The organism is Shinella yambaruensis (genome assembly GCF_050859155.1).
GTDB classification, from domain to species: domain Bacteria; phylum Pseudomonadota; class Alphaproteobacteria; order Rhizobiales; family Rhizobiaceae; genus Shinella; species Shinella yambaruensis.
The window spans coordinates 116,641-129,659 of record NZ_CP150640.1 but is presented as its reverse complement, the minus strand read 5'-3'; the positions used below and the strand labels follow the sequence as shown (position 1 = coordinate 129,659).

Sequence of the window (13,019 nt, the reverse complement as noted above, 5' to 3'; positions counted from 1 at the left end):
TGCGAGTAGCGCCATGGAGAATTTGAAACAGTATGTTGCAAAATGTCGCCGAGCCGTTTAGTGCTGCCGTCAGCCTGTGTGCCCGGGAGTGCGTGATGGAGTGTGACGAAACGCAAACGGCGCGGCGCGGACGGACCTGTCGGCCGGCCGGCGCGCAAGAAAGGGTGGACTACCTTTCGAGCTTCCGCCTGTTGCTCGGCCATGCCGGCGGCGCGCGGCGCGCCATCGTCCTGTCGATGCTGCTCGCCACGCTCGCCGCCGCCTTCGAGCTTGTGCCGCTCTACATCGTCTGGCGGGTCGTCGTTTCGGTGATCGAGGGCACCGTGTCGCTTTCTTCCGTCCTGTCGTCGGCGGGGCTTGCCGCCGGTGTCGTCCTGCTCGGCCACGCGGCGCAGGCAGCCGCCGTCGCCAAAGGCCATGCCGCCGCCTTCGGCGTCATCCGCAACCTGCGCCTCGCCGTCGCGGCGCATCTTTCGCGTTTGCCGCTCGGCTGGCTTTCCGCCCGCACCGGCGGGGAGGCGAAGGCGCTGGTCATCGACGAGCCGGAGCGGCTGGAGATGATCGCGGCGCACGGCATCCCGGAGGGCACGGGTGCCGTCGTCACATGGCTCGCGGTCTCCGCCTGGCTCTTTGCCGTCGACTGGCGCATGGCGCTCGCCTCGGTGTTCCTGACGCCGCTCTCCTTCCTGCTGATCGGCATCGCCATGCTGCGCTCCGCGCGCAAGGTGCCGGCGTTCCAGGGGGCGAGCGCGCGCATGAACGCCGCCGTGGTGGAATATGTCGCAGGCATGCCGGTGGTGAAGATCTTCAACCGCAGCGGCGAGAGCCTCGCCGGGGCGGCGGCCGCCGTGCGCGACTATGTGCGCATCGAAACGGAGATCACGCGGGCCTATGTGCCGCTCGGCGGGGCGTTCAACGCGCTCGTCCTTGCCAATATCACGCTGATCCTGCCGGCGGGCCTCTGGCTCATGGCGGCCGGCACGCTGGATGTCGCGACCTTCGTCTTCTTCGTCATTCTCGGCGCGGGCTACAGCCTGCCGCTGATGAAACTCTTTACGCTATTCCAGCATCTCGCACAGATTTCCGTCGCCTCGCGGGCGGTGGAGGACCTGCTGGCGACGCCGGCCCAGCCGGAGTCGGCATGTCGCGTGGCGTTTTCCAGCCGCGATGTGGTCTTCGACAATGTCTCGTTCGCCTATGGCGAGCGCATGGTTTTGCGGGATGTGTCCTTCACAGCGCGCGCCGGCGTGGTCACGGCGCTGGTCGGCCCGTCCGGTTCGGGCAAGAGCACGGCGGCGACGCTCGTCGCGCGGTTCAACGATGTCGCCGCCGGGCGCATCACGCTCGGCGGCGTCGACCTGCGCGACATCCCGACGGCGCAGCTGATGGACGAGATCGCCTTCGTCTTCCAGGACGTCTTCCTGTTCTCCGATACGATCGCCGCCAACATAGCGATCGCCCGGCCGGGCGCGAGCCGGCAGGAGGTGCGTGCGGCGGCGCGGGCGGCCCAGGCGGACGGCTTCATCTCGGCCCTGCCGCAGGGCTATGACACAGCTATCGGCAGCCGTGGCGTGCAACTTTCCGGCGGTGAACGCCAGCGCATCGCCATCGCCCGTGCCATCCTGAAGGATGCGTCGATCATCGTGCTCGACGAGGCGACGGCCTTTGCCGATCCGGACAGCGAGGCGGCCATCCAGGCGGGGATCAGCGCGCTTGCCCAGGGCCGCACGCTGATCGTCGTCGCCCATCGGCTTCACACCATCGCGGCGGCGTCGGAGATCGTCGTCCTGTCGGAGGGCCGTGTGGCCGAGCGCGGCGGCCATGACGCCCTGCTGCACCGGCGCGGCCTCTATGCCGACCTGTGGGCGGATTGGGAAGCGGTGCGTTCGGCCGCCTTCACCGGGGAAAACAGGATGCCGGAGGCGGCGCAATGAACGTCCACGTGCATGACGTTTCCGCCACGGCCGGCTCCGATATCCGCAGCCTCGTCCGCCTCTTCGGCCTGACCGGCCCGCACAGGGGCATGGTGGTGCGGGGAACGTTTTTCCGCTTCCTGCAATCGGCCGCGCTCGGCCTCTCCTTCGCCGTCGCCGTCTGGGTCGTCGCCGATCTCGCCGAGGGCCGCGCCGTCACCGCCGCATGGGCCGCGCAGGCGAGCGCGCTGATGCTTTGCGCCCTTGCGGGCCAGGTGCTCTTCGGCCTGCTGGCGACCCGTGACTGCTGGATCGCCAGCCATCTCGTCGCGGGGAACCTGCGGATGGCCATGCTGGAGCGGCTTCGCCTGCTGCCGATGGGCTTTCACCTCTGCCGCCACAAGGGCGACACGGTGACGGCGCTGACCGGCGACATGCAGATGCTGGAGGTCTTTCTGGCCGAGGGCCTGCCGAAGATCGCCCAGGCGATCGGCCTGCCGTTCGCCGTCTTCTGCTTCCTCCTTGCGACCGATTGGCCTGCGGCGCTGATCGCGCTCGCGCCGATCCTTCTCGCTGCGCCCGTCTTCCTCTGGTCGAGCCGGCGCCTGGCGGCGCTCGCGGCGGACCGGCAAGGCGCACAGGCGGAGGCGGCGGCGCGGATGATCGACTATGTCGAGGGCATGAAGGTCATCCGGGCGTTCAACCGGCTCGCCGACGGCTGGACGGGTTTTCGCGCCGCGCTCGACCGGTTCCATGCGGTTTCGGTGCGCATGATCGCCGCGCTCGTCGTGCCCATGGTCGGCTTTGCCGCCATCGTGATGCTCGGCATTCCGCTGGTCATCGCGCTTGCGGGCTATCGCCATGTCGTGGGTGAGATTCCGGCCGGCACGCTGGTCTGCGTGCTCGGCCTGCTGACGACGCTCTACGCGCCGATCCTTTCCCTGCTCAACGTCATGGAGACGGCGCGTACGGCGGAGGCGTCGCTCGCGCGCATGGACGATATTTTTCACGCCCCCCTCCTGCCGGAGCCGAAGACACCGGCGCGACCGAACGGCTTTGCCGTCTCCTTCGAAGGGGTCGGCTTCGCCTATGTGCCGGGAAGGCCGGTGCTGCGGAACGTCAGCTTTGCGGTCCCCGAGCGCAGTGTCGTCGCCGTCGTCGGTCCGTCCGGCTCGGGCAAGAGCACGCTGCTCAACCTGTTGTCCCGCTTCTGGGAGGTCGGCGAGGGGCGAATCACGCTCGGCGGCGTCGATCTTCGCGCGATGCGGTTCGAGGATCTCGCCGCGCACATCGCCGTGGTCTTCCAGGACGTCTACCTGTTTTCCGGAACGATCCACGACAATATCGCGGAAGGCCGGCCGGGGGCGGACCGGCGGGCCATCGAGGCGGCAGCGCGCGGGGCGCAGGCGCATGATTTCATCATGGCGCTGCCGGATGGCTACGAGACGCGCGTCGGCGAGGGCGGGGCAATGCTGTCCGGCGGCGAGCGGCAGCGGATCTCCATCGCCCGCGCCATCCTGAAGGACGCGCCGATCGTGCTGCTCGACGAGGCGACGGCAGCCATCGACCCGAGCAACGAACGGGCCATCCAGACCGCCCTTGCCGGCCTTGCCCGGGACCGCACGCTGATCGTGGTCGCCCACCGCCTTTCGACCATCCGCAACGCCGACCATATCGTCGTGCTCGACGGCGGGGTGGTCGCCGAACAGGGCACGCATGACGACCTGCTTGCGCGGGGCGGGCTCTATGCCCACCTCTGGGGCTTGCGCAACCGGGCGGCACGCTGGCAGATCGGCGACGACGAGACGGAGGCAAGGCCATGAGCACGACGGGACGCAAGCGCGCGCCGCGCGGCGGCGTGGAGGGAGAGGCCCGTCCCGGACGCCCGGCGCTTATCTCGCGTGAGGCGATCGCGGTGGCGGCCCTCGACATCGGCCTCGACGGGGCGACGCTGGTGCGGATCGCCGCCCGCCTCGGTGTCGACCATTCCTCGCTCTATCGTCACGCCAGGAGCCGGGACGACATCCTGCTCGCGGCGGCCGATCTTGCGATCGGCCGGCTCGACTGGCGATCCGAGACAGAGGATTGGCAGGATTACCTCAGGACCATGGCGGAGGCCGTGTGGGACCTCTACGAAACCCATCCGGGCCTCGCGCAGGTGCTGCGGCGGCTGGGCAACACCCCCCAGTCCGGCATAGAGGCCTTTGCCGAGGCGGTGCGCCGGCTTGAAGCCTTCGGTTTTTCGACGTCCGATGCTGCCCTCGTCGTCGATATGATCATCGACATGACGACCGAAAGCGTCTCCGCCTGGCAGAGCCTCCAGCAGACGCGCGAGGAGGGCGACACGCTCGGCGAGAAGGTCGCAGGCGCGTGGAGCGAGGCGGGCAGGATCGACGCGTCGATCGCCACCGCGCTCAACACCATGGCGGAGGTCCTGCGCAGCCATCCGCGACAATGGTGGCGGCGCAAGCTGGAGGTGATCCTTGCGGGAGCCGCGACGCTGCGCCCGCCAGACGCGCAGGGCGGAAACGGCTGACCGCGAAGCGCTCGGCATGGCCCGATCTTCTGCGGCGGGTTATATATCTGGAGTTTTTTTGTCATGTTTATTGCTAAATGCAAATTCATGACTTAGTGTCTGCGACATGGCGGCGCATCAACCGCCGGAACGGCCGTGGTCCGATCCGGCGGCTGCATTCGTCTATGCCCCACGCGGTTCCACCTTGAACGGGTTGTCGTAGATGACGGGATTGTCGGATCATTCTCAAGCGCATCGACCTGCGGTTTCCGCGCGGGATTTCTCCAAGGCGTCGATGGTGTTCTGTGACGACTATGCGCTTTTGACGCAAAAGGCCGGCGGCGACGAGGAAAGTCCGCTCTTCGAAGGCTGGCTGGGGCTACGCGAGCTGAGTACGGGCATCAATCTCAGCACCGCGCAGATGACGGCGCTGAGCGACAGCGACCATTCGGCGATCTTTCCGCGCTCGCTCTCCATCGTGTTGTCGCTGGAGGGCCGGCCCTCCGAGTTCAATCCGGGCAACGGCTGCCAGACCATGGTGCTGCAACCGGGCGAGGCCGCCTTCTTCTCCTTCGCCGACGACGTGCGTACCACCGGTCGCTACAGCCGCGGCCATCGCTGCAAGTCCATGCTGATCCAGCTTCGGCCCGAGGTGATCGCCGAGGCCAATCTCGCCGATTTCGTCGATGCACGCACGCGCAGCAGCGAGATCGTTCCCTTCGGCACGGGCGTGCGCATGAGCGCGCTCTGCGGCCAGCTCTTCAATCCGCAACTGTGCGGCACGGTGGGCTGCCTGCTCGTCGAAAGCTACACGCTGGAGGTCGTGGCCCTCGCCATCCAGGCCGCCGGCCGGGAAGGCCCTGACGAGCGCTCGCATGTCAGGGGCAACGACCGCATGCGCATGGCGCGCATCCGCGACCTGATGATGTCGGAACCCGGGGCCGAGCACAGCCTCACCTCGCTCGCCCGCGAGGCCGGCGTCAGCGTTTCCAGCCTGAAGATCAAGTTCCGCGAGGTCTACGGCCAGTCCGTCATCGCCTTCCTGCATGACGTGCGCATGGAGAAGGCGCGCGACGGGCTGGAACGCGACGGCTGGACCGTGACCCAGGCGGCGCACTTCGCCGGTTACCGCCATGGCAGCAATTTCTCGACCGCCTTCCAGCGCTATTTCGGTTATTCGCCGGGACAATTGACGCGCGGCGAGATTTATCCGCACGCATAAGGAAACTGCCCGCCGGCATAAACCCGCCCTATGGCGATGCCGGAGCCGAGACAATAATCTTCCTTTGATTTCAAACCGCGAAGCGAAGCCGACCGTGGGCCTTTTGGTCCGCGCCGGTGAACTTCGCCCATTCGACTGGAGTATCGAATGCCGCCCGCACAGACTGAACCGCGTCGCACCTTCCTCGCCCGCACCCATGCGGCGACCGGCGTCAAACGGATCGGCGCGCCGACCCGGCGGGCACGGCTTCTGGCCGGCGTCGCATTCACGGTGACGATGGCGGCGGCGGGCTCGGCGCTGGCGCAGGACGTGCGCGAGGAGGACAAGACCGACCGCGTGACAACGAGCCAGACCCAGGCCGCCGACGGTTCGACCACGCTGGAGGCGATCACCGTCGAAGCCCGCCGCTACGCCGAAAACCCGCTCGACGTGCCCGTCAGCGTCTCCGTGGTGACGGATCAGAAGCTGGCGAACGAGCGGATCAACGACGTGCAGGACCTTTCCGACCGCGTCGTCGGCCTGCAGATCCCCAATTACGGTGACGATCCGCGCACCGCCCAGCCGATCGTGCGCGGCGTCGGCACGCTCTCGACGCTGCTGTCGCCCGACAACTCGACCGCGCCGACCATCATCGACGGCGTGCCCATGCCGGCCTTCGCGGCAAGCGGGCAGATGCTCGACGTCGGCCAGATCGACGTGCTGCGCGGGCCGCAGGGCACGCTCTTCGGCCGCAACTCGACGGGCGGCGCGATCAACATCACGAGCATGGTTCCCGATGCGGAGACGATCCGCCAGATCACCGCGGAAGTCGGCACCGAGGGCTACCGCAAGGGCGAGTTCATCCTCGGCGGCGCGATCAACGAGGAGCTCTTTGGCCGCTTCGCCGTGCGTTACCAGGGCCGCGGGGCCTACGTCAAAAACGATCATCCCGGCGAGAAGGACATCGGCGGCTTCGACGTCGGCGCGATCAAGAGCACCCTGCTTTGGACGCCGGGCGATACGACGGAGGTCAAGCTCACGCTCGGCTACGAGAAATACGACGGCGACACCGGCTATCCGTACCTCCTGCGCGACAGCCACGCCTATCAGGAGACGCCCGAGTTCAGGCGCGACCTCGGCTATGTCACGCTGAACACCTCGCACGATTTCGAGACCTTCGCGCTGAAGACCACGACGGGCTTCACCTATTACGACATCTACAACTGGACCGACAATTCGGACGGTTACATCAACAGCGCCACCTTCGGCGCGTTCGGCATGGTCATTCCGCCGGAATTCTACACCAATGACGGCGAGTTCAACGTCACGGACCAGCGCGAAAGCCAGTTCTACCAGGAAGTCCGCCTGCAATCGCTCGACGATTCGGAGACGAAGTGGGTGGTCGGCGGCGTCTTCTCCTATAACGATTTCCATGAAGATGCCTTCGGGACCTCGACCATGTCGGCCTCGATCAACGGCACGCGCGACGTCAACCTCACCTCGACGTCCTCGGCGATCTTCTTCGACATCGCCCAGCCTTTCGCGGAACGCTTCGAGATCGGCGGGGGGCTGCGCTACACCCATGAACGCAAGAAGATCGACGCCCTCTACACGGGCACCGGCTTCCCGGGCACGGTGGCGAGCTTCGCGCAGGACAGCGCGCGCAACTTCGACATGTTCTCCGGCCGCGTTTCGCTCAGCTACAAGCTCAACGACGAGAACCTGATCTACGGCAGCGTCAGCCGCGGCAACAAGGCGGGCGGCTTCCCGCGCTTCACCGGCAATGCCGCGATCGGCCTGCCGGAAGACGGGTACGACGCCACCTCGATCTGGACCTATGAAGTGGGCTGGAAGGGCGACCTCATCGACAGCGGCACGAGCTTCGCCGTCGCCGGCTTCTACAACGACGTGACGGACGAGGCGATCTTCGGCTTCGACCCGGCGACCATGACCTTCCCGATCGAGAACTTCGACCTGAAGACCTATGGCGTCGAGGCGGAGGTCCGCAAGGAGTTCGACAACGGCTTCGGCGTCTTCGCCGGCGTCACGCTCACCCATTCGGAGATCACCGGTATCCCGGCGGGCGGCGTCCTGCAGGCCAAGGTCGGCAACGAGGTGCCGAACGTGCCGCTCTGGTCGGCCAATCTCGGCCTCACCTACCAGGGCGAGGCGGACTTCCTCAACATGTCGGGCGATCCGATGCTCACCGGCTATCTCGGCTACCGTTTCGTCGGCAAGCGCGCCGGCGACACCGGCAACAATTTCGATCTCGACGCCCAGCACATCATCGATGCGCGGGTGGGCCTGAAGATCGACCAGACGGAATTCTATGTGTTCGGCGAAAACCTCATCGGCGACCGGCTGGAGCAGCAGGGCGCGCATATGACGGCGAACATCAACTCCGTCCTGGTCTCGCGCGGCCGCACGATCGGCCTCGGCATCACGACCAGGTTCTGATCGCCACCCTGAAGAAATGACGGCCCGGGCCAGTGCCCGGGCCGGTGAAAACGAAAGACGAGGACCGAAATGAAACCCGCGAACTGGATCCTGATCGCCAGCCTCTACGTCACGCAGTTCCTGCCGGTCTCCTTCTTCTTCATGGGCCTGCCGGCGATCCTGCGCGAACAGGGCCGCACGCTGGAAGAGATCGGCGCGCTCTACCTGCTCGGCTTCGTCTGGGTGTTCAAGATCCTCTGGGCGCCGCTCGTCGACCGCGTCTCCTTCGGCCGGCTCGGCCATTATCGCGGCTGGCTGCTTATGATGCAGGCGGCGATGATCGCCATGCTCGTCCTCATCGGCCAGATCGACGGCCTCGCCAATTTCCCGCTGCTGGTCGTGCTCGGGCTCGTGCTCACCGTCTTCTCGGCGACGCAGGATATCGCGACGGACGCCGTCACCTGCCGTCTCCTGCCGGCGGAGCTGCGCGGTCTCGGCAACAGCGTGCAGGTGGCCGGCGGCCTCGTCGGCATCGTGCTCGGCGGCGGGCTGACGCTCGCGCTCTACCCGACGATCGGCTGGACCGGCTGCTTCCTCCTGATGGCCGGCGTGCTTGCCGCCTGCTTCGTGCAGATCCTCTTCTTCCGGGAACCGCAGGTTCCGGCGTCCCTCGCCGCCGCCGGTTACGGCCGCATCTGGCGCGTCTGGGCGCGGCCGGGCATGGCGGGCTGGGCGGCGCTGATGGTCATCGTGCCGCTCGGCATCGGCATGATCTTCGCCATGCTGAGCCCCATGCTGGTCGATATCGGCTGGCCGCTGGAGGCCGTCGGCTTCACGCTCAACATCGTCGGCTCGCTGGTCGGCCTTCTCGCCGTCTTCGGCGCGGGCCTGCTGATCCGCCGCTTCGGCCGCAAGCGCATGCTGGTGAGCGCGGCCTTTGCGCAGGCGGCGATCATCCTTTCGGTCCTGCCGCTTGCCGGCGGCGCGCGCGAGGCGTTGCTGATCGTGCCCGGCCTGGTGCTCGTTTTCCTGATCTACAACCCGATCGCCACCGTGATGCTGACCATCATGATGGACCGGTCGGCGGCGGGCAGCGAGGGCACCGATTTCACGGCGCAATACAGCCTCTACAGCTTCATGGGCTTCCTGTCGGGCGCCGTCGCCCTCCAGGTCGCCGGGGCGGTGGGTTACCAGGCGCTGGTGCTGATCGCGGCAGGCCTTGCGGTCCTCGCCGGCCTGCTCGCGCTGAAGCTTTACCGCGAAGACCGGGCGGTGGCGGACAGTCCGGCGGCGGGCGCGCCGGCCTACGGCGTCTCCGGCTGAAGGCGCACGGGCCGGGAAATGCCGATGCCAATGCCAGCGGGAAGACTCTGTCCCTTCTTCCATAATGCGTGAGGTGTCCCATGATGCAGACCAGACAGCGCGAAGACATCAAGGTTTTCGACAGTGCCGATTGCGAAGAGGCGTTCGGCATCCGCACCGAAGTCGTGCATCTCGATCACGGCATCAGCCTCACCATGGTGAGCGGCGCGGCCCATACGGGTTGCAACCTGCCGCTGGCGCTGCCGCGGCGCGGATCGGCGATGGTTTTCGTCGTTGCCGGCACGCTCACCCTGCCCGGGCGGGCCGGGCAGCGCGGGATTGCCTTCGGCAGCGGCGAGGCGGCGCTCGTCTCGAACGGTTTTTCGGCCGAACCGGCGACGGTCGGGCGCGATGAGGCGCTCTCCGTCGTCATCGTCGGCCTGCCGCACGCTTATATGAGCCGCGTCTTCAGTGCGGCCTGCCCGGAGGCGATCCGGATGTTTCTCGCCGGCGACGGCGCGCGCGGGCTCAGCCGCGAAATCCTGCCGTCCGCCTCCATTCAGGCCGTGCTGCACCAGATGGCCACCGCCCAGGTCAGCGAGCCCTTGCGTTCGGTCTTCCTGACCAGCAAGGCCTACGAGCTGATCGCGCTTGGCCTCGAGCGGCTGTGCATGGCCCATTGCGATTGCGCGCTTTCGCCGGGCGATATCGAGCGGCTGAAGCGGGCGCGCGACATTCTCAGCGAGAACCTCTCCGATCCGCCCTCGCTGGTGGCGCTCGCCCATGAGGTCGGCATCAACGATTTCAAGCTCAAGAAGGGCTTCAAGGTCCTCTTCGACACGACGCCCTTCGGCTATCTCAAGGAACGGCGGATGATCGTTGCGCGCAGCGCGTTGCTGGCGGGCGAGCAGTCGGTGACGACGGTGGCCAACCAGGTCGGCTACACCAATCTCGGCCACTTCGCCGCGGCGTTCCGCAAGCAGTTCGGCACGACCCCGAAGGCGATGAAGAAGACGTCCCATACGCAGATCGGGCGGGTCGGCCGGGAGACGAGCCTTGCGCTCTGACGCATTTCCAGCCGAAGCGGCATCGCCGCGGTGAAAACAGATGCTGGAGCAATTCCGTGAACCGGATCCCACCGGAATTGCTCCAGCGCAACCGGGATCGGGAGGAGGCAGCATGCGCCTGACACGGCAAACGGAAATCGCAATCAGCATTCTCGTGTCCTGCGCCCGGCGCCGCAGGCAGATCGACACCAACCTTGCAGCAGCGGAGGCCGGAACGTCGAAGGACCGCGCCGCCCATGTCGTGCTTCAGCTCTCGAAAGCCGGATGGATTGCCACGCGCCGCGGCCGGTTCGGCGGGCTCAAGCTGCTTCAACCGCCTGACCACATCCTGCTCGGCGACGTCGTGCGGTTGACGCAGCCGCGCGCCTTTGCCCTCGAAACCAGCAATCAGGAGGCATTTCTGGGACCGCTTCTGCGCGATCTCACCAATTCCATGCTCGACCTTCTGGATTGCCATTCGATCGCGGATCTCGTGGAGGCCCACCGCGACGTGCAGTGTCCAGCGGACATGATGCCACCGGCCTTGCGGCTGGCGCAGGGCCATGACGGGCGCGCGTGACGGATGGGCCATGCCCGCTTCAGGCGCTCCTGTGGCGCGCCATCAGCTTGGCCTGCAGCACGACGACGACGAGCAGGAAGGCGCCACGGATGACGGACTGCCAGTAGGCGGACAACGAGATCCAGCCGAGGCCGTTTTCGAAGTTCAGGATGTTGAACACCATGGCCAGGAGGAGCGCGCCGGCCAGCGTCGCGCCGACCGAGCCCGAACCGCCCGTCAGCAGCGTGCCGCCGACCACGACGGACGCGATCGCGAAAAGCTCCCAGCCGACGCCTTCCGTCGGCTGGCCGGCGCCGAACTGCGAGGCGAGGATGACGCCGGCAAGGCCGGCGAGCGTGCCGGAGGCGAGATAGACGGCGGCAAGCGTGCGCTCGACTTTCAGGCCCATCAGGCCGGCTGTCGCCTCGCCGTCGCCGATGGCGAGGACGTGGCGGCCGACGGGCAGCTTTTCGAGCACCAGCCAGCCGAGGACATAGGCGGCGAGCGCGATCCAGGCAGGAATGGGAAAGCCCAGGAAATCGTCCTGGCCGATCACCGTGAAGCCGCTGTCGTAGGAGACGGAGACCGACTGGTTGTTGGCGATGAGCAGGCCCGTGCCATAGGCGGCGAGCATGGTCGCGAGCGTTGCGATGAAGGGCTGGATGCGCATCTTCGTGATGATGAAGCCATTGAGTGCGCCGACCGCGCAGCCGGCGGCCATGCCGCCGAGGAGACCGGCCGCCCAGTGCCAGGGCGAAAGGAGCGCCGCCACCACGCTCGCCATTGCCGCCGTGCCGCCGACCGAAAGGTCGATGCCGCCGGTGATGATGACGAAGGCCATGCCGAGGGCGATCAGCGCGAACATGGAATTGTAGCGCAGGAACGAGAGGATGTTGTAGGACGACAGGAAGTTGTCGTAACGCAGCGCCCCGAAGAGGATGAGGCCGAAAAGCGCGAGGAGGACGCCGAGCCGGGCGATGTCGCCGGAGGATTTGATGGCGAACGGACGGAGGAGGGCATGCATGATGGGTCTCCTCAAGGCTTGTCGGCGCGTTGCTGGATGAAGACGGCGAGCACGATCAGCCCGGCCTTGACGATGAGGGCGGCCGCATCCGGCACGCCGTTGGCCAATAGCGTGTAGCGGACGAGCTGGATGACGAAGGCGCCGAGCACGGTGCCGATGATGTTCGCCCGCCCGCCCGTGAGCAGCGTGCCGCCGACGGCGACGGCGGCGATGGCGTCGAGCTCCATGCCGAGGCCGACGAGGTTGGCGTCGCTGGCGGAGTTGCGCGCCACCACGACGAGGCCGGCAAGCCCCGCAAGCGCGCCGCTGATCATGTAGACGAAGAGCTTGACCCGCTTCACCGGCACGCCGGTGAGCCTTGCGGCCTTCTCGTTGCCGCCGACGGCGATGATCTGCCGGCCGATGACCGTGTAGCGGATCATCGCAAAGGTGAGGGCGACGATGACGGTCATCAGCACGACCTGCGCCGGAATGCCGGCGATGCGGCCCATGGCGATGAACTGGAAGCCCTCGTTCCTGAAGACCTGCAGGTTGCCGTTGGTCATGACCTGCGCGATGCCGCGTCCGGCGATGAAGAGCACGAGCGTCGCGATGATCGGCTGGATGGAAAAGCGCGTGACGAGCAGCCCGTTGAACAGGCCGAAGAGGCCGGCGACCACGACGGGGAAGAGGAAGGCGAGCGCCACGGCGAATGCCATGTTCTCCACCTGCCAGAACTGGCCCATGAAGATCATCGGCGCGAGCGCGCCCGCTATCGCCATCAGCGAGCCCACCGAGAGGTCGATGCCGCCGGTGGCGATGACGAGCGTCATGCCGGTCGCGACGATGACGATGGTCGCGACCTGCGTGAGGTTCACGTTGAGCGTCTGCCAGGAAAGGAAGTTCGGTGTCACCGCGACGTTGAAGACGATGAGCGCCAGGAAGGCGACGAACGTGCCGTAGCGGCTCGCCAGCGTGAACAGCCGGCTGCCGGGAGAAAGCGTGCCGGAGGGCTGCGGGGCGGGGGTCTCGATCGTCGTCATG

Annotated in this window: 10 protein-coding genes; 8 read left to right on the top strand and 2 right to left on the bottom strand. The window is 67.0% G+C overall.

Annotation, left to right across the window (positions count from 1 at the left end; translation table 11 throughout):
* Positions 1 to 164 precede the first annotated feature (164 nt).
* The 8 genes from WMC41_RS26585 (at position 165) to WMC41_RS26550 (ending at position 10,993) form a co-directional block, all read left to right on the top strand.
* Positions 165 to 1,934: an ABC transporter ATP-binding protein gene (locus WMC41_RS26585; RefSeq protein ID WP_432349588.1), complete on the top strand. Its 1,770-nt coding sequence runs from the start codon at positions 165 to 167 to the stop codon at positions 1,932 to 1,934.
* A complete protein-coding gene (locus WMC41_RS26580; protein ID WP_432349587.1) occupies positions 1,931 to 3,736 on the top strand; it encodes an ABC transporter ATP-binding protein in 1,806 nt (601 codons plus the stop codon). The genes WMC41_RS26585 and WMC41_RS26580 overlap by 4 nt, the downstream gene beginning before the upstream one ends.
* Complete coding sequence (locus WMC41_RS26575) at positions 3,733 to 4,449, top strand: TetR/AcrR family transcriptional regulator (RefSeq protein ID WP_432349586.1); 717 nt, start codon at positions 3,733 to 3,735, stop codon at positions 4,447 to 4,449. Before WMC41_RS26580 ends, WMC41_RS26575 begins: the two co-directional genes overlap by 4 nt.
* 274 nt (positions 4,450 to 4,723) lie before the next feature.
* The gene (locus WMC41_RS26570; protein WP_245081962.1) at positions 4,724 to 5,650 is read left to right on the top strand and encodes a helix-turn-helix transcriptional regulator; all 927 of its coding nucleotides are present in this window, start codon (positions 4,724 to 4,726) and stop codon (positions 5,648 to 5,650) included.
* A gap of 147 nt (positions 5,651 to 5,797) precedes the next feature.
* Positions 5,798 to 8,086, top strand: a complete 2,289-nt coding sequence (locus tag WMC41_RS26565; RefSeq protein ID WP_432349585.1) for a TonB-dependent receptor domain-containing protein — start codon at positions 5,798 to 5,800, stop codon at positions 8,084 to 8,086.
* A 69-nt stretch (positions 8,087 to 8,155) separates the two neighbouring features.
* Positions 8,156 to 9,388: an MFS transporter gene (locus tag WMC41_RS26560; RefSeq protein WP_432349584.1), complete on the top strand. Its 1,233-nt coding sequence runs from the start codon at positions 8,156 to 8,158 to the stop codon at positions 9,386 to 9,388.
* 80 nt (positions 9,389 to 9,468) lie between these two features.
* A complete protein-coding gene (locus WMC41_RS26555) occupies positions 9,469 to 10,434 on the top strand; it encodes a helix-turn-helix transcriptional regulator (RefSeq protein ID WP_288080106.1) in 966 nt (321 codons plus the stop codon).
* A 112-nt stretch (positions 10,435 to 10,546) separates the two neighbouring features.
* Complete coding sequence (locus WMC41_RS26550) at positions 10,547 to 10,993, top strand: RrF2 family transcriptional regulator (RefSeq protein ID WP_432349583.1); 447 nt, start codon at positions 10,547 to 10,549, stop codon at positions 10,991 to 10,993.
* Between the two features lie 19 nt (positions 10,994 to 11,012).
* On the opposite strand, the gene WMC41_RS26545 is transcribed toward WMC41_RS26550, so the two are convergent.
* A complete protein-coding gene (locus WMC41_RS26545) occupies positions 11,013 to 11,996 on the bottom strand; it encodes an ABC transporter permease (protein WP_432349582.1) in 984 nt (327 codons plus the stop codon).
* 11 nt (positions 11,997 to 12,007) lie between these two features.
* A complete protein-coding gene (locus WMC41_RS26540; protein WP_432349581.1) occupies positions 12,008 to 13,018 on the bottom strand; it encodes an ABC transporter permease in 1,011 nt (336 codons plus the stop codon).
* Between the last annotated feature and the right edge of the window lies 1 nt (position 13,019).